At 68.0% G+C, this 23,194-nt stretch carries 16 protein-coding genes and 1 tRNA gene; 6 read left to right on the top strand and 11 right to left on the bottom strand.

All coding sequences use genetic code 11. The features are described from left to right. Positions 1-37: 37 nt before the first annotated feature. Positions 38-3,628 carry a BREX-2 system adenine-specific DNA-methyltransferase PglX gene (gene pglX / locus ACFQ4H_RS06405; RefSeq protein ID WP_377567994.1) on the bottom strand — a complete coding sequence of 1,197 codons (3,591 nt, stop codon included), beginning with the start codon at positions 3,626-3,628 and terminating at the stop codon, positions 38-40. A 169-nt stretch (positions 3,629-3,797) separates the two neighbouring features. Between pglX and ACFQ4H_RS06400 the strand changes: the two genes are divergently transcribed. The 3 genes from ACFQ4H_RS06400 to ACFQ4H_RS06390 are packed head-to-tail and all read left to right on the top strand — an operon-like array spanning position 3,798 to position 7,754. After that, positions 3,798-5,096 carry an AAA family ATPase gene (locus ACFQ4H_RS06400; RefSeq protein WP_377567992.1) on the top strand — a complete coding sequence of 433 codons (1,299 nt, stop codon included), beginning with the start codon at positions 3,798-3,800 and terminating at the stop codon, positions 5,094-5,096. Next, positions 5,086-6,063: a hypothetical protein gene (locus ACFQ4H_RS06395; RefSeq protein WP_377567990.1), complete on the top strand. Its 978-nt coding sequence runs from the start codon at positions 5,086-5,088 to the stop codon at positions 6,061-6,063. Before ACFQ4H_RS06400 ends, ACFQ4H_RS06395 begins: the two co-directional genes overlap by 11 nt. A 44-nt stretch (positions 6,064-6,107) precedes the next feature. Beyond that, positions 6,108-7,754 carry a DUF262 domain-containing protein gene (locus tag ACFQ4H_RS06390; protein ID WP_377567988.1) on the top strand — a complete coding sequence of 549 codons (1,647 nt, stop codon included), beginning with the start codon at positions 6,108-6,110 and terminating at the stop codon, positions 7,752-7,754. A gap of 34 nt (positions 7,755-7,788) precedes the next feature. Here the strand turns inward: ACFQ4H_RS06390 and pglW are convergent, their stop codons facing one another. From pglW to ACFQ4H_RS06365, 5 genes are all read right to left on the bottom strand, one after another. Continuing rightward, on the bottom strand, positions 7,789-12,207 hold the full coding sequence (gene pglW / locus ACFQ4H_RS06385) for a BREX system serine/threonine kinase PglW (RefSeq protein WP_377567986.1): 4,419 nt from the start codon (positions 12,205-12,207) through the stop codon (positions 7,789-7,791). A gap of 204 nt (positions 12,208-12,411) precedes the next feature. Next, positions 12,412-12,612: a hypothetical protein gene (locus ACFQ4H_RS06380; RefSeq protein WP_377567984.1), complete on the bottom strand. Its 201-nt coding sequence runs from the start codon at positions 12,610-12,612 to the stop codon at positions 12,412-12,414. A gap of 65 nt (positions 12,613-12,677) precedes the next feature. Further along, positions 12,678-12,750: transfer RNA gene (locus ACFQ4H_RS06375), tRNA-Arg, on the bottom strand. A gap of 94 nt (positions 12,751-12,844) precedes the next feature. Further along, positions 12,845-13,291 (bottom strand): HNH endonuclease, encoded by a 447-nt coding sequence (locus ACFQ4H_RS06370; protein WP_377567982.1) that lies wholly within the window; start codon positions 13,289-13,291, stop codon positions 12,845-12,847. A gap of 447 nt (positions 13,292-13,738) precedes the next feature. Then, on the bottom strand, positions 13,739-14,224 hold the full coding sequence (locus tag ACFQ4H_RS06365) for an MSMEG_6728 family protein (RefSeq protein WP_377567980.1): 486 nt from the start codon (positions 14,222-14,224) through the stop codon (positions 13,739-13,741). A gap of 159 nt (positions 14,225-14,383) precedes the next feature. Here ACFQ4H_RS06365 and ACFQ4H_RS06360 point away from each other — a divergent pair, with 159 nt between their 5' ends. Next, positions 14,384-16,204: a potassium channel protein gene (locus ACFQ4H_RS06360; RefSeq protein ID WP_377567978.1), complete on the top strand. Its 1,821-nt coding sequence runs from the start codon at positions 14,384-14,386 to the stop codon at positions 16,202-16,204. Positions 16,205-16,292: 88 nt separating this feature from the next. On the opposite strand, the gene ACFQ4H_RS06355 is transcribed toward ACFQ4H_RS06360, so the two are convergent. Beyond that, entirely contained in the window at positions 16,293-17,519 is a 1,227-nt protein-coding gene (locus ACFQ4H_RS06355) for a DUF4032 domain-containing protein (RefSeq protein WP_377567976.1), read from the bottom strand. A gap of 155 nt (positions 17,520-17,674) precedes the next feature. Here ACFQ4H_RS06355 and ACFQ4H_RS06350 point away from each other — a divergent pair, with 155 nt between their 5' ends. Both ACFQ4H_RS06350 and ACFQ4H_RS06345 read left to right on the top strand, forming a co-directional pair. Beyond that, positions 17,675-18,436, top strand: a complete 762-nt coding sequence (locus tag ACFQ4H_RS06350) for a phosphatase PAP2 family protein (protein WP_377567974.1) — start codon at positions 17,675-17,677, stop codon at positions 18,434-18,436. Between the two features lie 9 nt (positions 18,437-18,445). Then, positions 18,446-19,699 carry an APC family permease gene (locus ACFQ4H_RS06345; RefSeq protein ID WP_377567972.1) on the top strand — a complete coding sequence of 418 codons (1,254 nt, stop codon included), beginning with the start codon at positions 18,446-18,448 and terminating at the stop codon, positions 19,697-19,699. On the opposite strand, the gene ACFQ4H_RS06340 is transcribed toward ACFQ4H_RS06345, so the two are convergent. From ACFQ4H_RS06340 to ACFQ4H_RS06325, 4 genes are all read right to left on the bottom strand, one after another. Then, positions 19,700-20,584 carry a class II fructose-bisphosphate aldolase gene (locus ACFQ4H_RS06340; RefSeq protein WP_377567970.1) on the bottom strand — a complete coding sequence of 295 codons (885 nt, stop codon included), beginning with the start codon at positions 20,582-20,584 and terminating at the stop codon, positions 19,700-19,702. It lies immediately after the preceding gene. Further along, positions 20,584-21,534: a 1-phosphofructokinase family hexose kinase gene (locus tag ACFQ4H_RS06335; RefSeq protein WP_377567968.1), complete on the bottom strand. Its 951-nt coding sequence runs from the start codon at positions 21,532-21,534 to the stop codon at positions 20,584-20,586. The genes ACFQ4H_RS06340 and ACFQ4H_RS06335 overlap by 1 nt, the downstream gene beginning before the upstream one ends. 41 nt (positions 21,535-21,575) lie before the next feature. Beyond that, positions 21,576-22,682 (bottom strand): N-acetylglucosamine-6-phosphate deacetylase, encoded by a 1,107-nt coding sequence (nagA, locus tag ACFQ4H_RS06330; RefSeq protein ID WP_377567966.1) that lies wholly within the window; start codon positions 22,680-22,682, stop codon positions 21,576-21,578. Next, positions 22,679-23,194 (bottom strand): ROK family protein (locus ACFQ4H_RS06325; protein ID WP_377567964.1); only part of this gene is annotated, 516 nt, incomplete at its 5' end. The genes nagA and ACFQ4H_RS06325, both read right to left, overlap by 4 nt.

Raw genomic sequence — 23,194 nt, 5'->3', positions numbered from 1 at the left:
TGTCGGCTGATTAGCGGAAGGTGGGTGTTGTCATGCATCAGGATCGTCGCCGGCCCCGGGTTGCGGCAGGGGGCCGCCAAGCGGCTAGATCGCCCTCAGTGAGACCGTAGGCGCCGAGGCGCTCGGCGAGGAAGCCGTCATAGACGGCGGCCGGCGAGTCACCGATCATCGGATCGAACTCACCGTGCCACTGCCTTACCCATGGCATGACTTCCCGCAGCCCAGCCAGCAGCGGCGTCAGTTTCTCAGCCGACCAGCCGGCCTGCTCGTCTCGTTGCACGATGAGCACGGCCAACGCCTGAGCCTGCTCGTGGTGATCCCAACCGGCCCAGCCGATCAGCAGGGACGGGTCGTTGTCGCGGCCCGCGTGCGGATACGAGATGAACCGCTCCTTCGGCACATCGAGCTTGCCCCGGTTGCCCCAGAAGCTGTTCTTTCGGAAGTCGGTCGGCTTGTACTTGTCCGGCAACGGAATGTCCTTGCGGATGAGTCGCTTGGCTGGCTCATCGGGGGCCGCGTCCTCCTGCCGTTGCAGGTCCCAGACATGCTCCCAGCCGGCCCGCTTTTCCAGTCCGGCGTCGTTGTAGCGCAGCGCCGCCAGGTAGGGCACATGCTCGGGCTCGATCAGCTCGGCCAGTAGGACTGATAGTTCCTGTCCCGAGTCGTAGAGGTTGGCCACCGCCACGAAATCCGCGTCGCGCCGCAGTTCATCAGCCAACTGGGCGATCGACAGTGGACGCGGCTGGGAGACGCCGTTCTCGTCCGGGGCAAACCACAGGTCACGCGCCTCGCACCGGTCGAGTAGCCAGTCCCGTAGCGCCCGGTCGAGCATCCGGTCCCAGCCTTCGGTGGACCACCGGCGCTTACACTCTGGGCGCTCGATCAACGCCAGGTACCGGTTCTGCTCGATAACCTTGATCCGCTTCTCGACCATCGCTCGGTACTCTGCCGACCAGTGGTCCGGCAGTTCGGTGATCGGCGTAGACCCGTGCCGAGCGAACCATTGCGTCTCAGCCCTGCCGGCCGCCACCTTGCGGGCCAGCACGATTTCGAAGGCACGCTCACCGAGCTTCAACTCAGGCACCGACTCCGCTGGTGCGGTCAGTTCCTCCGACAACAGTCCGTACTGGTGGTAGACCTGCCAGTCCAGTTCCTCCTGGAGCGCGATCATCCGCGCCCGGGTTGACTCCCACTCGCGCTGGGCAGCGGACAGGCGCTCTCGCGTCGGCACCGCTTCACTCGCGACCGCCGCCGGGCTCACCGCCGTCAGGCGCTGCGCCGCCGTGTCCAGTTCCCGAGCCAACTCCAACGGGTACGCCTTCGGCAGCGGAAATTCCTGCAACTTCGTTGCGTTGAACTGGTAAAACCGTTCCCAGTCGTCGCTAGTGAATCCCCCACCCTCGCCCCGGATGCCCTTGTCGTGGCTAACCTGCTTCAACCAAAAACAGGCAGTCGAGCTATTCAGGACTCCCATCAGTTGCAAATGATCGTCCTCTGTCGCCATTTCCGGCAATTTAATTACGGGTGCTGTTTGCTTGAATAGCTTGCTGCTTCGGTCTAGGCTGAAGTGGTTGTGCGTTGCTACTTCAGCGTAAGTGATGGTCCAGTCGTGTGCGGCAGTGTCACGAGTAATCTGGTGCCACTCGTGCCATGGGCGGTTCTCGTGGAAGTATGTACTTTTTCCGAAAGTAGCTCGATTGCCGAGGGTTGTTCGATATGGCCATAGCCACTTGTGGTACGCGTCATCAACTTCGAGGGGAATGAGCCGAAACTCGGGTGTGTATGGGAAGTACGCCCAATTCCCTTCGTGGTAAATCCAGTCCCTCAGTTCGTCGCCAACCGTCAGTCGTCGATTGAGTCTTAGGTCAGTGCCTCTTCGGTTCCATGCTCGACTGGGGGCAAGCATAATGTCGTCAGCGTTTGTCATGCCAAGAACGCCAAGGCGACGTGCGAAACCTCTTAAGACTTTCTTTTCTTTGATGAGAGAGGCGGCAAGGTCGACGGCGCCTCCGCCTGAAAGGCTCCAGGGGAACGCGGCAAGTTGTTGTCGAGGGAGGTTGGCAACTGATATCCACTCGCTTTCTGAGTCAGCCTCGTCGTATTGCGTCTTGATCGCTTGCCAAACCTTGCCATTTGCTGGGTCGGTGGGCTCTTCTGGCTCACCTCGGACACTCATGATCGCCCGAATAGTGTCAGCGCGGTTGGTCTTGCGTTGGCGGCCTACGAGGATAACTGTCGGTGTGCCGTGGCCGGGGATGTAAGCGCCGGAGGTGTCGATGACGTGGGTTAGGTCGATTTCGTGCGCGAAATAGTGCGTTATGAGCTTTCGACCGAACTCGCGCTTCATGAACGAGTTGGCGGTGATCTGGCCGACATGACCGGAGCCGCGACCATCTGCCTCTGGGCGTTTGGCTAAGTCAAAGAACCGCATGGCGAATGGGACCGAAAGGGCGTACTTGCCGGAGCATACGTCCTTGTAGAGCGCTCGGTAAAGCTCGTTGAGTTGCTTGTCCTTCGGTGTGACGTACGGCGGATTGCCGACCACTACGTGGTAGTAGCCTTCGGATAGCAACTCCGGATAGTTATCCAGATCTTCGGTGGCGTATCTGAACTGGCTCAGTTCGTCGACATCGTCGAAGAGGGTGCCCTGACGGTTCTTGATGAGCGAGTCGCCGATGGCGATTTGGATTGGGAAGGCGTACTGGCGGATTTGCTGGAAGGTGGTGAAATTCGCCTCCCGCATGGCCGCCAGCAGCAGGCGGAAACGGGCGATGGCGACCGCGAACGGGTTGAGGTCCACGCCGTGCACCGACTCCAGGGCGAGCCGGACCATCTCGTGCCGGTCCCGCTCCGGGTCCTGTTCCTTCCACTCCGCCATCAGCCGGCGGAAGATGCCGAGCAGGAAGTGGCCGGAGCCGCAGGTCGGGTCGATCGTCTTGATCGTCTCGTGGCCGAACTCGTTGATTGCGGGCTTCAGGGTGAGTTCGAGGATGAACTCCTCCACGAACTCCGGCGTCTGTAGTAGCGCGTACGTCTTCCGCGCCGACTCGGACAGGTCCTGGTAGAGGTCGCCGAGGAACCGGGTGTCCCACTCCGGGTCGGTGAAGTCGTGCACCAGCGTTCCGGCAGCGTCCCGGCGACGCCAGAAGGTGATCAGAGCCTTGGCCGCGTCGTGGCTGATCGGAATCCGGTAGGCCGGGTTGTGTTCCTTGTCGAACAGCAGCCGTCCCGCCTGCGTCTCGCCGATGTGCTCGAACGCCGCAAGCAGCCAGTCCCGGTCGGTCCGCTCGGGGTGGCGGCGGAAGTAGTCGTCCTGCGACTCCTCGGCCAGCACCGCCCGGTCCTTCTCCGGACCGGTCAGATAGCACGTGGCATCGAACAGCCCGTTGTCCTCGCAGAACCGCACGAACACCGAACCCAGCACCCAGGCCACCGCCGTCTGGGTGGCGCGCTCATCGCGCCAAGCCGACCAGGTCGCCGCCGTACGCTTCAGCTTGAACGCTCGATCGTATTCGGGCCGGAGCTTTTCGTAGTGTTCGCCGGAGTCGCCGATCTGCTCGATCAGGTCCTGTTCCAGTTTCCTGACCTGGCCTTGGAGGTCCTTCAGCAGCAACCGACGATCGATCACGATCCGCCCACCCCTTGCGCTCCGCAGCCATCGAACCGCCCCACCGTACCGGGTTGTTGCCGTCGCGTTTCGGAGCCGTCCGGCCGCATTCAGTGTCCCAGAGTGGTGGATTCCTGCCGGCCCCGATGGCGGTGCGCAGTCAATCGATCACAGGGCTAAGGTGTGAGCCATGTCTCTGGTCCACATGGCCCTCGACAACTATCGCTGCTTCGCCCAACGACAGGACATCGAACTACGTCCGGTGACCGTCGTGCTCGGGCGGAACAACTCCGGCAAGAGCGCGCTCGTGCGTGCCCCGGTGCTGTTCGACTCCGGCATCCACACCGACGCGCCGACCCCGCTGGACCTGGACAAGCTGGGTGAAGGTCTGGTCGGCTCGTTCGTCGACTTGATCCACGGCCGCCGGGCGCACGGCAGGATCGAAATCCACCTCGCCGTTGAAACGCAAGGGTTTCCGAGCCGACTGCGGGCCGTCGTGCAGAACATCAACCGTGACCGGTACGACACACAGGTCGTGTCCGAACTGGAACTGTTCGAGTCCGAAGTCCGGATAGCCCGGCTGCAATGGGAGCTGAACGATCCGGCTGAAACCCCACGCTATCGCGTCCAGTTGGGCGAACAGGGATGGAGCGAACTGCCGATCTCGTTCCACGGGCTGCTGCCCGCCGAGCCCGACCTGTTATGGCGGAACGCCGTATTGCCGGAGGACGTGTCGAGTGTCCTGCTGGCTGAGGTCGATGCCTTTCGGCAGAGCTTTCCGGCCGTACGCTACTTCGGGCCGTTTCGGGAGCAGCCGCAACGGCGCTACCTGCTGCCGGCGCGGATGCCGAAAGAACTGGGCAACACCGGCGTCAACGCGGCGGCTATCCTCGCCAGCGACACCGCCGGCCGGCAGGGCGAGTTGATCCGACAGGTCAACGCGGGTCTCGCCGAACTTCTGCCCGGTTGGAAACTGGACCTGGTCAGCCGGGGTGAGGTGTGGTCGGTGGTACTGCGTTCGGCCACCGGCAGTGACTACGCGATCAACCTTGCTGACGCGGGCACCGGTGTGGCGCAGACGCTGCCGATCTTCGTGCAGCGGGCGATCGACCTGGTCAGTCCACCCGAGACGCCCGTCCTGGAGATCATCGAACAGCCGGAGCTGCACCTGCATCCGGCCGCGCACGCCGACCTCGCCGACCTCTACCTGGCGGCGGTGGAGGCCACCCGGGTGCGGTTTCTGATCGAGACGCACAGCGAGACGTTCCTGCTGCGGCTGCGGCGGCGGATAGCCGAAGGGCTGGACCCGGACACCGTGGCGGTCTACTTCGTGGAACAGACTGACGGTTCGGCCCAGGCGCGACGCATCCACATCGACCAGGACGGCAACCTCGACTACTGGCCGACCGGGGTGTTCTCCGAGGACTACAAGGAAACCCAGGCGCTGGCGCAAGCCCAGTGGCGGAAGCGGGACGCCCGTGCGCGTTGAGCTGGCTCCGGAGATCTTCAGTGACACCGACGACACCACCGGCCCGTACCGTCCGGAAGACCTGCACCATCTGTACAACCTGCTCCGCTGCTTCAGCGAGCAGCGGCACGACTGGGTGACGGACCCCAACGTCGTCTACGCGGTGCAGGAGTTCCTACCGAAGCATCTGCCGCAGCTCGCCGACACCTACGTCGCGTTGGCCCAGGATGCGGCCGTCGCCCAGGCCTGGACCGGCACCAGCCAGGCCTCCGATGTCGTACGGGTGCCTCGGGCCGACCTTGCCGACTTCGCCGCCGACCTCTGCCAGGCGGCCGTGGTCGTCGTCGAGAACCAGGAGTCCGACGGCTACTTCCTGAAGACCATCGCGCATGTGCTCGGCGACAAACGGATTCGCATCGCGATCAACCAGCACTGGATCGAAATCGCGAACGGTGGGGGTAGCAGCCTGCTCAAGGTGGCCAAGGAGGCTGCCACCCGCTTTCGCCGGGTGGTGCGGGTGGTTGCCGTCCTTGACAGCGACCGGCTCATCCCCCGACAGCGGACCGGCAGCCACGACAAGGCCGATGCGCTTGCCAGCATCGATGTCGCGGTGCACGTACTCGATCGGCGGGAGGCGGAGAACTATGTTCCGTACCGGGTGCTGGCCCGTGTCGGGCGTCTTGGCGAAGCATCCCAACGGCTCAGGCTGCTCAAGCAGCTGACGCCGGAACAGCGTGACCACTACGACATGAAGCACGGCTTCCGCAAGGCGGGCGACCCACCGGCCGTACTGCCCGCGCAGCGGAGTTTGTTTCACGGCCTCGACGGAAAACTACGGGCAGGGCTGCACACGGGGTTCGGAACGGATCTCCTGGAGCGGATGCACGCCGGCCGGGACGGGCTGACCGAGCACGACTTCGCACAGCTTGGCGACGGGGTTGTGGCCGAGTTGCGCATGCTGCTGGCGACCATTGCCGGCAAAATCTGACCGTACGTTGGCCGGCGGCACACCAGCGGAAGCAGGGGGAACGGATGGCTGTGCAGGTCGAAGAGTTCAATGTGAAGCCGGAAGTGCTGCTGCTGGAGCAGTTACTTGACGAGGTTCGGTCCGGCCGGCTGCGCGTGCCCCGGTTCCAGCGTCCCTATGTCTGGCGACCCGACCAGATGCTCGACCTGTTCGACAGCATCGAGCGCGGATATCCGATCGGCAGCCTCCTGGTCTGGGAGACCAGCCTGCAACTGCCCAGCCTGGACCAGGTCGCCGGCATCGACATCCCGCCCGCGCCGGACGGGTCCATCGCCTACCTCCTCGACGGGCATCAGCGACTCTCCACCCTGTTCGGCGCCCTGATCCACCGCCCCGAGCCATCCACGGGAAGCCGGGACCGGCACTGGTGGATCTACCGGATGCTCGGTACCACCGATCCCCGGGAACTGCGCTTCCAACATTCCGGTAGGAGCGCCCCACCGGCCAACCTGCTACCGATGCAGGCGGTGCTGCGCACCATGGACTTTCTGACGTACGCCCGACGCCTCGCCCGCGACCCGAGCACCGCCGACGACTGTGACGCGCTGGTCGATGAAGCCGAACAGTTCGCCCAGCGGATCAAGTCGTACAAGATTCCGGTGGTGCGGCTGCTCGGCGGTGATCTGCCGCACGCGGTCGAAGCGTTCTCCCGGGTCAACAGCGGTGGTCGACAGATCAGCCCGGATCAGATGGTCTCCGCGTTGACCTATCGCGCCGAGACGGAGGAGACGCTCACCGACCGGATCACCGCGATCCGGGAGAGCATCGGGGACAGCGGATTCGGTGACATCGGGTCCGAGCCGGTGTTCCAGACCATCGTGGCCGTGACGGGTGAGGACGACGTGCAGGGGGCCCGCTGGACCGCGCTCGCCGACCGGATGAGTGGGGACCTCGACGGCATCGTCAAACAGGCCGAGATCGCCCTGCACCGGGCGGTCCGGTTCCTGCGGTACGAGGTCGGGGTGCCGCTGGCCTGGCTGGTCCCGTACCCGCAGCAGATCATGCTGCTGGCGGTGTTCTTCCATCATCAGCCCGATCCGGACGGGGCACAGTTACGAGCACTGGTCCGCTGGTTCTGGAGCACGTCGTGGTCGACGGTCTTCGTCGGCGGTAACGGGTTCCAGGTCCGTCGTGCCCTGCATTACATGCGGGCGTTCGCCACCGATCGGGCACACCTGAACCTTCAGGGCCTGTACGCCCAGCCGCTGCCGGACCGGTTCGACACCGAGGACGGCCGGGTACGCGCATTCCTGCTCTGGGAGTTGGGGCACTTCGGCCACCGCTACGGCCTGGACGGTGAGCCGATCGAGCTGATCGAACTGCTGGCCAGATCGGGTCCGGCCGCCTACCGGCGGATCGTGACCGGTGTGCCCAGCGCCTCCAGCGTGGCCAACCGGATTATTATGCCCACCCCGCCCGGTGTCTCCGTACGCGAAGCCCTGCTCGATCTGCCGCCGCGACGGCTACGTACGGTGGTGGTGAGCCATGCAATCCCACCCGTTGCCCTGGCCCGACTCGTAGCCGACGACCGGAACGAATTCATCCAGGAGCGCACCGCAACCCTTGCCGGGTTGGAACGCGAGTTCATCCAGGAGATCGGGGCGGAGTTGGCGTGGGAGTTGGGCCGTGAAAACGGCACGATCGACACCTGACGGTCATGGCATCGCCTCACCGGGCCCGGTTGTCTCACTGAGCCCGGTCGTCTCGGCGATGCTCGTTGGCGGCCCAGGCGTCCGGCAGCATGATCCATTCGTCTTCGGCCACGGGCACCACGAGATGGTCGAGCCGGGGGAGCTGACCTGGGTCCTCCATCGGGCAGAGCAGCCACACGGCACCGGCACCGCCCCGGGCCACGTCGGCCAACTCCTCCAGCAGCTCCATGGCCCGATAGCGGGCCAGCAGCGCAGCGTCGAAGAGCAATAGCGGCGTGCGGCGATCCGGCAGGGCCAGCAGTTCCGGTCGCAGCTGATGCCAGGTGCGGGCGGTGAACTCGGCGAACTTCAAGGCGTCACGGGAATTCGGGTCGGCTGCGTCAGCGGCCAGCACCGTTTCCCAGGTCGGCTTCGGACGGGCCTCGACCAGGGCGCGCATCTGCGCCAGGAATCTGCCCGCCAGGTTGTACTGCCGGGCCTCCAGCCGGTTGGTCAGCTCGTTGGCGGCCTGCTCGTATCGGTCCGTACGGATCGTCAGAGCGCGGAATCCGCCGTCCTTGGCGGTCTGGGCAAGCTGCTGTTCGGCCCGGAACGCGGCGGCGAGCTCTGGCGAGGCCGCGTTCCACATGGTCATCCCGGTGGCGGTCGAACGGCGGTGGAAAGATGACATCCTGGTCGACGACCCGATCCCCGGCCGGGCGTGGTACGAACCACCACGGAAGATCAACGGGAATCCGGCCTCGGCCAGCAGATGGTCCAGCCTCGGATGGTCCGGCAGCGGCGGCAACTCGGGGAACCGGGCCCGGACCCGCTCCTGCACCTGGTCCTGGCGCAGCTCGGCGGGCCGGTCACTGACCGACGGCGGGACCAGCCCGGCCTGGGTCAACCGCAACGCCCGTACCGGGTCGAGGTCGCGCGGGTAGATCTCCAACCGGGGTGATGCCGCAGCCCGCGCCGAGGCCACCGCCGCCAGTTGCACCATTCGTCGGTCGTCCAGCCGGAACTCGCCGTCGTCGATATCGCCGACCACGGCGGCCAACTCCCGCAGTACCGTCGCCGGGCTCGGCAGCACCTCCAATCCGGCCAACCGGTCCGCCGCCTTGCCGAGCGCGTCGGCAAGATCCAGCAGAGCGGGAGCCGACGGCGTGTCCGGGGACTCGTCGGTCGCCACCTCGAGGGCGATCAGTAGGCGGTCCCGGTTCGCGCTGTTGGGGGTTGGATCGCCGTGCCGTCGTACGGCGAACCTCGGTTCGGGTGACAGCGGATCGATCTCGACCGCTGCCCGAACCGCCGCCAACGCCACCGCCTGCCGCACCGGCTCGGCGTCCTTTGCCGAGCCCCGCCGCATCAGTAGTGCCGTTGCCAGCTCGGTCATCTCCATCACCCGGCCGCTCTCGCTGAGCAGCGTGATCAGCTCCGCGCGTACGCTGGCCAGCACCGGTTCGCCGTACCAGCGCTTTCGCTCGGCCATCAGGAACTGGGCCACCCGGCCGGCGGTAACCTCGACCTTCTTCGCTACCTGCGTCTGCAGTGGCCATGGCGGCAGGTCCGACAGGTGGCCCGCCTCATCCGGCAGGCCGAGCAACAGCCGTACCGCCTCCACCTGCTTCTGGTTTCGGTTCGTCGGATGCAGTGGCGGCACCAGGAAGGCAGTGACCGCATCGAGCCCGACCCGGGCGAGGTCCGCCGCAGAATCCTTACGAGGGCCGACCTCTGCCTCGGCCCGTGACAACTCGGCAGAGATCTCGGCCTTCGCCTCGGTCCGTTCCTGTGCCGTCAGGGGGGAGGATTCCTGCTCACCGAGCCGCGCGCGCCAGTCCCGTAGCCGTTGCTGTAGCTCGCCCCGCGTCTTCGCACCGAGGCCCGGCAGGGTGAACAACTGCTTGGAACCCAGGCCGAGTAGATCCCCGACGGTGGTCGCTTCGAGCCGGTGCGCAGCCGAGACCGCACGGGGGGTGAGACCGGATGCTTCGAGTACGGTCGCCCGGGTCGCCCGGCCCGCTGCCTCGTCCCGGTCCGCTGCGGTGGTCTCCACCTCGTCGTCCGGGTGCAGCGACCCGACCGGCGCGGCCCGGTCGGACTGGCGGAACACCTGCTGCCAGGCGTCGCGCATCTCCTTGAGCGAACCGTGCCGCTGCGCTGCCTCGCGGTGCAGCGCCCGATGGAAGAAACCGACGAGGGCACTGCGGATGGCCGGGTCGAACGCCTCGGCCGCCAACACCGGTGGGCCCTCGGTGTGCAGCGGATTGGTGAGATCGTCTCCCCAGACCGGAACCTCACCGGACGCCATCTCGTGCAGGGTCACCGCGACCGCGTAGCGCTCGGCGTGCTCGTCGTAGGTAGGGCGGGCCAGGGTGCCGAGGAACGGATCGAGGTATCGGGGGGTGCCTGCCTCGATCTCGTCGACCGGTAGCGCAGCCAGCGAAAAGTCGAACAGGACAAGCTGGCGGGTACGGTTCGGCCGGATCCGGATGGCGATGTTGTCCGGTTTGATGTCCCGATGGAAGATTCCCTCACCCTGGAGGTGGTCGATCGCGCCGAACAGGTAGTCGGAATAGGTCTCCAACTCGTCGATGGTGAGCCGGCCGTCCTCACGGAGCTTGCGGGCGAGCGTGACCTCCCCGGCGTGCTCAAGCACGATCATCGTTCGGGGCGGAACCTCGATCGGCTCCTCCCGAGCCAGCCGGATGACCCGCGAGTCCTTGTGGAGGCTGCGCAGCACCTGGGCCTCGTGCGCCAACCGGGACGCCTTCTCGTCGGAGAGGGCGACCTTCAGCACCTCCAGGGCCCCGGTACGCGTGTTCTGGGCGAGGAAGGCTCGGGAGGTCGAACCGGTGCCGAGCTTCTTGCGGATCTGCCAGTCGGCGACCACGTCCCCGATTTTCGCCTCGAGGACGTCGATCTGCTCCTCGACGACGGCCGGCGGCGCGGTGAACTCCTCCTCGACCAGTTGGAGCATCTCCAACAGTTCGGCCACAGAGGAGAGGCGACGCGCAGGTACGGGCGTGGTGGCCGCCTGCACCAACTCGTCCATGAACTCGGAAACCGAGTCGACTATCGACGATGGCCGAAGGCCGTCCTCCTTGGCCAACCGGGCCAGCAACTCTGCTCTGGTGGCCGCCGGCGGCTGGCCGGACAGCAGCAGATAGGCGAGGGTGCCGAGGCCGAAGACGTCCAATGCCACCGGATCCGGTGACGGCGTGCTTAACTCCGGCGCGAGGTACACCTCTGCGGAGCGTTCCAGATGCGGGCCGAACCGGGATGACGGTGAGATACGCAGCGCATCCGCGCTCCCACCGACCGAGTCCGGACCGCGGGCCGCGGTCTGCCAGTCGCTGATCTGGAGCTGCGGACGCAACCAGGCAGCCTCCTCCGGCTCGCCTCGGCGCTGTGAGCCTGGCGTGACCAGGATGCCTCGGGCGGAGAGACTGCGATGGTAGAGACGGCGGCCGTGGGCGTAACCGATCGCCTCCACCAGTTGCCGGACCATCCCGATCCGCGTGCCGACGTCGAGCCGCTCGCCGTACTGGGCCATGAAATGATCGAGCCGCATCGCCCGTCGATCATGGCGGAAGATCAACGCTGGCCCGCCCTCATGCGGCTCCATGGTGTCGACCTGCACGATGCCCGGGTGGCTGATCCCGTGCAGAGCGACCATCTCCCGCCGGGCAGCCCGCTGGATGCTGGCCCGCTCCACTTTGGCGGAGTTCCGTTCCAACAGATAGATCCGGACCCGGCGGTGTTCGTGGGCGAACTGGGCATGATGCGCAAGATGGTCCTGCCAGGTCGGCCCAACGTCGAACGGCTTGGCGTCGAGCTTCCAGGAGCCGACCTGTTCATACCGGCGGCTCCGCGCGATGCCCACCTCCTTGAGTAACTTGGGCAGCGCCTTCGACAGCTCCGGTGATACCTGACGCCGTTCGTCACGGGGCAACGCGCCGAGTAGTCCGGACCAGATTCCTGGAAGCAGTCGTGCATTCTGGCCCGGTGTCGGCTCCGGCCCGTACACCCAGTGGAGCTGATGTTCGTCGAGTTGTACCTGGAGGTTCGGCACCGACAGGAAGACCGCACCCTGGATGAATGGGATCTTCACCTGAGACCGCTGCCTGGTGGCCTGGCGGTCAAGTAGCGAGCGGAGCCGCTTTGCCTTGAGGTCGGCCAGGTGTAGCGGGTTGTCGAAGGTCCGTACCGATTCCTGGTTGCTGGCGATCCAGTTCGGCCCGCTGTTGGTCAACCGTCCGTGCAGGCTCTTGATCTCGACCAGATAGAGGCCACTACGGGTGGCCACCAGCAGGTCCACCTCGTAGACGTGCCCGGTGTCGGCAGTGAAGGTGAAGTTCGACCATGCCCGGTACGGCTCGGCGTCGGGCAGGTGCCGGCGGATGTGTTCCAACGCAGTCCGCTCGTGGTCGAACTGCGATGGCGTCACCGTCGTCCACCGGCCGTCCTGCATCGCTTTACGCCTCCTGCCATGTCAGCGCTCGCGGCACCTGGTCCCCGCCGAGTGGCGGAAGACATCCAGCCTAGTGAACCGGATGGCGTCACCGTGGTCGGGTCACCGTTGCGTGGCGCTCGGTAGCTGCCACTTGAAGATGGGGTACCGCTGTGGCCTGTGCGGTTGACGGTTCCACAGGCATTGACGCCACGTCTCCGGTCTTCAGACAACCCCGAGCAGAGTGGTTAGCCGCTCCCGCATGCGTTGCTTGCGCTTCTCGAAGAACGTCAGAAAGTCGCTCAGGTCGGGCGACAGGTCTTGGAGATCGTTGTCGACGACATACGTTTGGCGCTCTGCATCGGTAGCGAAAGCATGTGCCAGCCACGCGGCGGGCAGCTTTGCCTGCTTTTCGACGTTAGGCACGCCGCCGAGGAGTTGGAGGTTCGGCAGCAGATCGACGGCTGGCTTCGGGCAACGTGTATCACGGGTGCCCCGAGCAGGACTCGAACCTGCGGCCTCCTGGTTCGTAGCCAGGCGCTCTCTCCACTGAGCTATCGGGGCGTGGTGCGGGATCAACCGGTCGGACGGGTCAGCGGGTTGGGGTGGCCTGGATGGCCGGCGGGCCCCCCGTTCCCGCCGGCCGGCTCAGGGTTCATCAGCGCCGGGCGAGTGCCGCCCAGCTGGGGACCACCGGTTCGGCGTACCGCAGCGGCATGCCCGCCTCGGCCGGGGTGCGGTCACCCTTGTCCTGGTTGCAGGAGTAGCAGGCCGCGACCGTGTTCTGCCAGGTGTTCCGGCCGCCGCGCGAGCGGGGCAGGACGTGGTCGACCGTGGTTGCCGGCTCGGCGCAGTAGCCGCACCGGCGTTCGTCGCGGGTCAGTACGCCGGAGCGGGACCAGGCCGGTCCCGAGGAGAACCGCCAGCGGGTGACCAGGTACCGCACGAGTCGGACGACGCGGGGCATCGGGAAGACCCCGATGTGCCGGTCCGGCTCCGCCTCGTGAATTTCGGCGACCCGGCGGCACAGCATCCGGATCGCGTGCTTGACGCTGACCCGATGCAGTGGGCCGAGATCGGCGTTGATAACGAGTACGGCGGTCATCGGGCCCTCCCTCCAAGTCGTGAGTCGTACGGGTCGAATGGTGTTCCCGCCTGCCAGCTGAATCGCTCGGTCGGCAGGTGCGAATGGACGGTTGGCAGGTACGAATGAGCCACCCGATTCGACTGACGAATGGGTGGCTCCGCGTGGGCGGAGCTGCTACTCGCGTCGCTGGTGCAGGTTGTTGCCCTGATCGACGGTGGGGCAGTCGGCGGCCGGGTGCGGCTGGGACAGCGAGTCGCGATCACACGGTATTGACCGTGTCGATTCGCTCCACGCGTGCCACAACATGATTCACTCCCCGGTCGGTTAGGTGACCTTGTATGCGTACGGTAGATCGATCAACGGCGGGTGGGCAACGTATTTCAGATCGACGACGGCCCGGTTCAGTGCGCCCCAGCGTCAGGAAGGGCCCGTTCCCATACGGATGCCGAGGGAAAGGGGCGCAGCCTACGCTGCGGGCGGACAGGTGGGTGGTCGGTCCGAGGCGGGCCAGACGTACGGGACGTCGCCCGGCAGGTCGCCGAAGAGCGGCCGGTAGAAGTCGGGATCCTTGTTGAGCAGGGACACCCGGTGGCTCAGGTGCAGATCGTCCCGCCCGAGCCAGGGGGGCAGGTCGCCAGCGGAGGCCAGTTCCGTCTGGGTGCGTACGGTCGTGATGCCACAGGCTGCCGCGAGGTCGGTGAGCAGGGTGTTGGCACAGGTGTCGGCCCGGCCGGTCTCGGTCCACACCGAGCAGACGTCCAGCCCGTACCGGACCAGGGCCTCTTCGTAGCCGGCCCACATCTTCACCGCCGGGTGGTGACGCCAGCCGTAACCGGGCCAGGTCAGGCCGCGCAGTATCTGCAACGTCTCGACCCGCTGCTTGCCCAGTCGCCGCTGGTCCAGGTGCCGGGCGCTGCGTAGGAAGTCCGGGTACGGCAGAAATGTCTGCATCCTACGTTTCTACCGTTGATCGCCGGTCGACCGCCGGATTTCGGGCAGCTGTCGAGCCGGGCCCGGTCGTCGCGGACGAGCTGGTCCGGCACGCCTGCTGACCATGGAACTCATGATCGAGGGCTGCGCGAGGATGATCGCAACGAATACGATCCGGGCATGGCGGACCCCTGGCGTAACCGTGCTCGACGTGCGGTCGAGATGAGGCTGCGCGATGGTCTGCGCGCCAACGGCGATCCCCGTCCACATTATGTCGTCTGTGGACAGGACGCCCTGGCCTTCCACCTGGTGAACACACTGCTCGGCGACGAGATGCAGTCGGGCTCGGTACGGGTGACCGTCATCGTGCCGCATCGACGGCGCACGGACGGGCCCGATCCTCGTACGATCCGGGGCATCCGCGTGATAAAGGCTGACCGGCTGGACGAGGAGACGTTCCAGGCTGCCGGCCTGACCGGTGCCAGCGGTCTCGCCCTGCTGCACCAGGACGACGTGGGGAACATCCACGCCGCGCTGTGCGCGCAGGAGGTCGAGCCGCGCCTGCGCCTGGTGATGCGGATGTTCAACACGAATCTCGGGTACGGCATCCGCCAACTCTTTCCCGACTGCGTGGTGCTTTCCGACGCCTCGATGGCCGCTCCCGCCTTCGTGGCGGCGGCGCTCGGTGAGGTGGCCCCGACGTACTTCCGGCACGGCGGCCGGACCCTGTACGTTGCCCGGCGGGCCGACGTACGGCCGGAGCACGTGGTGTGTGGGTTGGCCGACACCCGCGACGCCAACAACCCCCGGGTCCTGCCGGAGGACGAGGAGCAGGACGACCTCGTGTTGGCCGAGGCGGTCGGACAGCCCACCGGCACCGAGTTGGCTGCCCGACGGATCAGTCGGCGGAACATGCAGCGTCGGCGGCGACGACCGTTCATCGTCTTCCTCCGGGCCGTACGCTCGTTCGCCACCCGCAAGATCGGCATAGCGACGATCGTGGTGGTCGGTGCCGTCGTGCTCTTCGGCGCGTTGCTGGCCCCCGCCGAGCACGTCAACGTGTGGGAGGGGCTCTACCTGACCCTGGTGACCACGATCAGCGGTGCCGATCCCGACGTGAACAAGCCCACTGCGGCGCAGGTCATGCAGGTGGTGTTGAACCTCGCCGGGCTGGCGCTGATCCCACTGATCACCGCGGCAGTCGTGGACGGGATGGTCAACGCCCGGCTGACGTTGGACGCCGGCCGGTTGCAGGCCCGCCGCGAGGGACATGTGATCGTGGTTGGCCTGGGGAACGTCGGCACCCGGGTGATGGGGCAGCTCCACGATCTCGGCGTCGAGGTGGTGGCGATCGACAAGGATCCCGCCGCCCGGGGCGCGGCCCGGGCCCAGCGGCTGAACATCCCGCTGATCGTCGGCGACGCCGGGCGGGAGGAGACCCTCCAGGCTGCCTCGGTGGCAACCTGTCACGCCCTGGTGGTGGTCTCCACCGACGATGTGGCCAATCTCCAGGCGGCCCTCAACGGGCGGGCGGTCAACAGCGATCTACGGGTGGTGCTGCGCCTGTTCGACGGTGACTTCGCCGCCCGGATCCAGAAGGCGTTCAACATCGGCACCTCGCGCAGCGTCTCCTACCTGGCCGCGCCGTCGTTCGCCGCCGCACTGCAGAACCGGGCGGTGATCGCGACCATCCCGGTGGACCGGCACGCCCTGCTGGTCGCCGAGGTGCCGGTCGCACCCGGGTCGCCGCTGGCCGGCAGCCAGCTGAGCGAGGTGAGCCAACCCCAGGGCGTACGCGTCATCGCGGTCACCCCGGCTGGGCAGACCCGACCGACCTGGTCTCCGAACGGGGGAGAACGGATCGGAGCCGGTGACCGGCTGACCGTGGTGGCCCGTCGGGCCGGGTTGAGTTGGCTGCTGAAGCAGGCAAGCCCGGCAACGGCCCTACCGGTCCAGTCGAGGGGGACCGGAGAACTGGACGAATCACCGCTGGACCGCTGACCACCAGTCCGCTCAGCCGTCCCGGTCGATCTGGACAGGCGGGTCGCTCGAACCCGAAAGGTCTTCCGTACCCCATGGAACGGGTCGGCTAGTGCTGCATCGCCGGCACTTCGACGCCGAGGACGGCCTGCTCGTCGGGGCGGTGCACGAGCACGTCGGACAGGAACGACTGAACGGCCGGGGCCAGCCCGACGTCCCGCCCGGCCTGCTCGGACAGCCGCCAGCGGTGCTCGATGACCTGCGCGAACAGCTCCGCCGGCTCCAGCTTGCCGCGCAGGTGCGCCGGCACGGCCCGGACCACCGGCTCGAAGACCTCGGTCAACCAGCGGTGGGCGGCCTGCTGCTCGTCGGTGAGGTCGCTCTCCGCCCGGTACGTGTCCAGGTCGTTGAGTAGTCGCCGGGCCTGGTTCTCCTCGGCGTCGAGGCCGGTCAGGCGGAGCAGCCGGCGGCAGTGGTAGCCGGCGTCGACCACCTTGGGGCGGACCAGGTACCGACCGCCGTCCATCATGGACATGGCGACCTCGGCGACGTCGAAGCCGAGTTCGTTGAGTCGACGGATGCGGCCCTCGATGTCGTGCCGGGCCTCCCGCTCGATCTGCTGCTCATAGGTGATCTCGTGCCACAGTCCCTCGTAGCGTCGTACCACCTCCTCGCAGACCAGTTCCGGGTCGATCGACTCGTGCAGCAGTCCGGCGGCCTGTAGGTCGAGCGCCTCGCCGAAGATGTTGACCCGGGCGATCTCCAGATCCTCGCCGCGTTGGCCGTTGGAGAGCTGCCGGTGCAGGGCCCCGGTCTCGGCGTCCACCAGGTAGGCGGCGAACGCTCCGGCGTCCCGGCGGAACAGGGTGTTGGACAGCGAGCAGTCGCCCCAGAAGAAGCCGGTCAGGTGCATCCGGACCAGCAGCGCGGCCAGTGCGTCGAGGAGCCGACTCATCGTCTCCGGACGAAGGGTGTTGGAGAACAGCGCCCGGTACGGCAACGAGAACTGAAGGTGTCGGGTGATCAGCACCGGGTCGAGCGGTTCGCCATCGGGGGTGTGCCGGTCGGCGACGATGGCCACCGCCTCGACCGACGGGAAGTCGATGCGTTCGAGTGCGCGCAGCAGGTCGTACTCCCGCTCGGCGACGCGCTCACCGGTCTCCTTGACGGCGTACACCGTGCCAGCTAGCCGTACAAATCGGACGATATGCCGGGATATGCCCTGTGGGAGGGCGACCAGATGGTCGGCAGGCCACTCCTCCAGCGGTGTCGACCACGGCAGGTCGAGTAGCGCTGGGTCAACGAGGGCCGATGTGATGCGCACGCAAACAAGCATGCCGGCTCATGCCACCGAGCGCTCGTCGCCGTGTCTGGGCACACATCGCCACCACCGTCATCGTCGTTCCGGCCAACCGACGTGACGTGTGGAGATCTTGCGTGGGTGAGGTGCAGGTGTGCGGCGAGGCCCGCCCACAGCGGTAGCGTGGTCGCGTGCGAGAGACCACGACGCTGCGGAATCGGGTACGCCTCCGACCGGTCTGGCCGTCCGGCTGGTGGTTCGACGGGCTGCTGGTGGCCGTGCTCGTGGCGATGACCCTCGCGCTGGCCAACGGTCTGCTGGTCGACACCGACCTGGCGGTACGGGACTGGGTGAACGGACACCGTCCCGACATCGCCAACGTAGTCGCCCTCGTGCTGAACTACCTCGGTCAGGGCGGACCGTTGACGCTGATCTCGATCGGGTTGGCGGTCCTGGTCGGTTGGCGAACCCGCTCGGTCCGGCCGCTGTTCGTCCCGGCAACCGCATTCGTGTTTACCTATCTCACCATCGGCCCGGCGAAGGTGTGGACCGATCGGGCGGCACCGTCGTCGAAGCTGCCCCCGGAGGAGTCGGTGCAGATCTTCGCCACCCTGCCGCCAGCCGAGTACGACATGTCCTACCCGTCGGGACACGTCGCCAACACGGTCGTCTGGTACGGAGTGATCGCCCTGCTGCTGGCCGCGCTGCTGCGTACGCTCGGCCGGCCGGACATCTCACCGACGCTGTACCGCGCGATGCGGATCCTGCCCCCGGTGATTGTCTTCTGCACCACCACCTACCTCGGCCACCACTGGCTGACCGACTCGGTTGCCGGGCTGCTGCTGGGGTTGTTCCTGGACCGGCTGCTGTCCCGGGTGCCGTGGGACGACGTACCACTGCCGGCCCTGCCGATGGCACTCAACCGTCCCGGAGTGTTCACCTCCACCCCCTAGTCTCGGTACGTGCAACGACTGGCCCGCCGACTCGGCGTACCCGATGCGGTGGTCATCGGGCTCGGCTCGATGCTCGGCGCCGGTGTCTTCGTGGTCTTCGCCCCGGCGGCGGCTGCCGCCGGGGGACCGGGACTGCTGATCGCGCTCGCCCTGGCCGGATTCGTCGCGTTCTGCAACGCCACCAGTTCGGCCCGGTTGGCCGCCCGCTACCCCGAATCCGGCGGCAGCTACGTCTACGGCCGGGAGCGGCTCGGCGACTTCGCGGGATTCGTCGCCGGCTGGGGATTCATCGTGGGCAAGACGGCCAGTTGCGCCGCGATGGCCTTCACCATCGGCGAATACCTCTGGCCGGCGTACGCCCGGCCGGTCGCGGTGCTGGCCGTCGTGGCGGTCACCGCAGTCAACCTGGGTGGGATCGGCAAGACCGCACGGGCGACCCGGGTGCTGGTCACGGTCACCCTCCTGGCACTCGGCACGGTCGCCGTCGTCGGTAGCCTGAGCGGCGGATCCGACCTGTCACGGATCGGCGGCTTCGGAGGTACGGACACCCGTGGCGTCCTCACCGCAGCCGGGCTGATCTTCTTCGCCTTCGCCGGGTACGCCCGGATCGCCACGTTGGGTGAGGAGGTACGCGACCCGGAGCGGACGATCCCCCGGGCGGTGCCGCTGGCGCTCGGCCTGGTGCTGCTGATCTACCTGGTCGTCGCGGTCGTGGCGCTGGCCGTGCTGGGGCCGGACCGACTGGCCGGCGCACCCGCCCCGCTGGCCGAGGTGGTCACTTCGGCCGGGTTGCCGGGACTGGCGTGGCTGGTCCGGGTGGGTGCGGTGATCGCGGTGACCGGCGTGCTGCTGTCGCTGGTGGCCGGGGTCGGTCGGACCGTGCTGGCGATGGCCCGGCGGCACGACCTGCCCGGCGGGCTGGCCGCCGTACATCCGCGTCGACGGGTACCGCACCGGGCCGAGGTGGCGGTGGCGGTCGTGGTCGTCGTCCTGGTGACCCTCGGTGACCTGCGTAGCGCGATCGGCTTCTCCAGCGTCACGGTCCTGGTCTACTACGCGATCACGAACGCCGCCGCGCTCACCCTGGGCCGTGACCCGGGTCGACGGCTGCCGGTCCGGGCCCTGGCCGTCCTCGGCCTGGTGGGTTGCCTGCTGCTGGCGGTGAACCTGCCCACCACCAGCGTGCTGGCCGGGTTCGGTGTGCTCGCCCTGGGTGCGGCCTGGTACGTCGTACGGCGCCGGGTCACCCGGCAGCACACGTGATCAGGCCGGATCCGACGGGACGGCAGGACCCGGACGGCCCAGCACGGTCAGGAAGTGCGCGACGGTGTCGGCCATCGCCGCCCGGGCCGGGGCCAGGTACTTGCGTGGGTCGACCGGGGGTGAACCCGTGCCGACCAGCGCCTCGGTGACCGTGCCCGTGAACGCGATGTTCAGCGCCGTACCGATGTTGACCTTGACCAGGCCGCCGGCGACCGCCCGGCGCAGCTCCTCGTCGGGCACACCCGACGAACCGTGCAACACGAGCGGCACCTTGACCTGGGCGGCCAGGGCGGCGATCAGTTGGTGGTTGAGCACCGCGTCACGGTGCAGCCGGGCGTGCGAGGAGCCGACCGCCACGGCCAGCGCGTCCACCCCGGTCTCCGCCACGTAGGCGGCTGCCTCCGCCGGGTCGGTACGGGCACCCGGGGCGTGCGGGGACAGTGGCGCGGCCCCGTCCTTGCCCCCGACGGTGCCCAGTTCGCTCTCCACCCACAGCCCGTGGTCCCGTCCGAAGCGTACGGCTGCCGCGGTCGCGGCGACGTTGTCCGCGTACGGCAGGGCCGAGGCGTCGACCATCACCGAGCTGAACCCGTGCTCGGGTGCCTGGTGCAGCAGGTCGACCGACTCGACGTGGTCCAGGTGCAGGGCCACCGGCACGGCCGCCTGGCCCGCCACCGCCCGGGCCGCTGCGGCGATCGGGCCGAGTCGTCCGTGATGGAACCGGACCGCGTTCTCGCTGATCTGGAGGATGACCGGCTGACCGACCCGTTCGGCCCCCGCGACGATCGCCTCGGCGTGCTCCAACGTGATGACGTTGAAGGCGGCGGCGGCAACCCGGTCGAGGGCGGCCTCGGCGACGATGGAGCCGGTCTCGACGAGTGGCATCAGGACATCTCCTCGATCGTCACGGCCGCCCGCAGCCGTTGGTGGTCGGTCGGGCAGACCTCCCCGGCGACCGGGGACCGTACGCTGGCACCGCCCAGCGCCACCGCGTCACGTAACTGATCCGGCCAGGGGCGTCCCCCGGTCAGCCGGCCCCGGGCGAGCGCGGCCACGCAGGCGTCACCGGCCCCGGTCGGGTTACCGGCCAACTGCTCGGAGGTGCGGGCGTGCCAGACGCCGTCACCGGTCACCGCCAGCAGCCCGGCCCGGCCGAGGCTGGCCACCACCGAGGCCGCCCCGAGTTTCCGGGTCGCGTTGGCGGCGGCCAACGCCTCGTCCAGGTTCCCGACCGTCACCCGCCGGCCGAGGAGGCTGCTGTGCAGGCCGGACAGTTCGGCGGCGTTCGGCTTCACCACATCCGGCCCGGCCGGTACGCCGTACCGCAGCGGGTCGCCGTCGGCGTCCAGTACGGTCGCCACCCCGGCCGTACGGGCGTACCCGATCAGCGTGGCGTACGCGTCCACCGGCACCCCGGGTGGCAGCGAGCCGCACAGCGCCACCACCTCGACACCGGCCAGCAGCGCACGGTAGCGCGCCAGGAAGCCCTGCCATTCGTCACTGGTGACGGGCGGCCCGGGTTCCCAGAATCCGGTTGTCGCCCCGTCGTCGGCGCTGACCACGACCGTACGTCGGGATTCTCCGCTGATCGGCATGAACGCCTCGGGTACGCCGTCGGCCGCCAGCAGATCGCGTAACCGGGTGCCGGTCGCACCGCCGGTCAGGCCGGTGGCCAGTACCTGCTCGCCGAGGGCGTGCAGAATTCGGGCGACGTTGACGCCCTTGCCGCCGGCCCGTTCCGTGATGCCGGCGATCCGGTGTACGGCTCCCGGTTCCAGCGCGTCGACCCGGTAGGTGACGTCGAGGGCGGCGTTCAGGGTGACGGTGAGGATCATGCCGGGCCGCCCGGGGTGACGGTGAGGATCATGCTGGCCACTCAGACCCAGGCACCGGCTTGCATCACCCTGACGACGTTCAGGTCGTCGTCGAGTACCACCAGGTCGGCCCGGCAGCCGGGGACCAGCGCGCCCACCCGGTCGGCGAGCCCGACCGCCCGGGCCGGGGTGAGGGAGGTCATCCGGACCGCGTCGGGGATGGACACCCCGGCCCCGACCGCCCGGCGGAACGCGGCGTCCATGGTCAGGGTGCTGCCGGCGATCGCCCCGTCGCGGGCCAACCGGGCCACCCCGTCGGCGACCAGGACCGCCTGACCACCGAGTTCGTACTCGCCGTCGGGCATGCCGGCGGCGGCCATGGCGTCGGTGATCAGGGCGGACCGTTCGGGCCCGGCGGCCGACACCGCGAGGTTCAGCGTGCCGTCGTGCAGGTGTATCCCGTCGGCGACCAGTTCACACACCACGCCGGGGGCGTTGAGCAGGGCGTACACCGGGCCGGGCTCACGGTGGTGCGGCGTACGCATGCCGTTGAAGAGGTGGGTGCCGACGGTCGCGCCGGCGGTGATGGCGGCGCGGGTCTGGTCGTACGTCGCGTCGGTGTGCCCGACCGCAGCGACCACGCCCTGCCCGGTCAGTAGCCGGATCGCGTCCAGGGCACCGGCCCGCTCCGGTGCGATGGTGACCATGCGTACCGCGCCCTTGCCGAGCGTGATCAGGGCGGACAGTTCGTCGAGGGACGGATCCCGCAGGAAGTCCGGGTTCTGGGCACCGCAACGCACCGTCGACAGGTACGGCCCCTCGTAGTGGATTCCGGCCAGCACCCCCTCTTCGACCAGCGGTACGAACGCCGCAGTGGCCTCGTGCATCAGCTCGTACGGCGAGCTGACCAGGCTGGCCAGCAGGGTGGTGGTGCCGTGGGCGAGGTGGAACCCGGCGGCACTGCGGGCTGCGTCGGCGTCGCCGGTGGTGAAGGTGTGTCCGCCGCCGCCGTGGGTGTGGATGTCGACGAATCCCGGCACGATCCAGTGGCCGTCGCGGATGGAGGGGTACTCGGCGACGGCGGTGATCCGGTCGCCGTTGATCTCCACGCAACCCTGCTGGACGATGCCGGTCGGGGTCACCACCCGGCCGCTGATCCGTTCCGTCATGGGGCCTCCACGTTGTCTAGGGCCGGCACTGCGTCGGTGGCGGGCAGGGCGTCCAGGGCGAGTAGCGCGGCACCGAGGCAACCGGCCTCGTCGCCGAGGGCCGCGGTCACCAGTTGCGGTTCGCGGTGGAAGGTGAGCCGTTGGCGCAGCGCGACGCGTAGCGGTTCGAGCAGGCGCTCGCCGGCTTCGGCCAGGCCGCCGCCGAGCACTACCCGTTCGACGTCGAAGAGGGCCTGCGCGATGACCAGCCCGTCGGCGAGGGCGTCGACGGTCTCCCGCCAGACCCGGTCGGCCAGGTCGTCCCGGCCGAGTTGGGTGGCCACGTCGGCCGCGGTGGCGGGTACCCCGGCCAGTTCCGTGTAGTGCCGGCCGACGGCGGCAGCCGACGCCACCGCCTCCAGACAGCCGAACTGGCCGCAGCCGCAGGCGGGACCGCCGGGGCGTACGACGACGTGGCCGATCTCGCCGGCCGCACCGTGCGCGCCGGCCAGCGCCGTACCGTCGACCAGGTG

Origin of the sequence: Micromonospora sonneratiae (assembly GCF_042679305.1) — a bacterium.
In the GTDB taxonomy this organism is placed as follows: Bacteria; Actinomycetota; Actinomycetes; order Mycobacteriales; family Micromonosporaceae; genus Micromonospora_H; species Micromonospora_H sonneratiae.
Note: the sequence above shows the minus strand (reverse complement) of the source record. Positions and strands in the feature narration are given on the sequence as shown.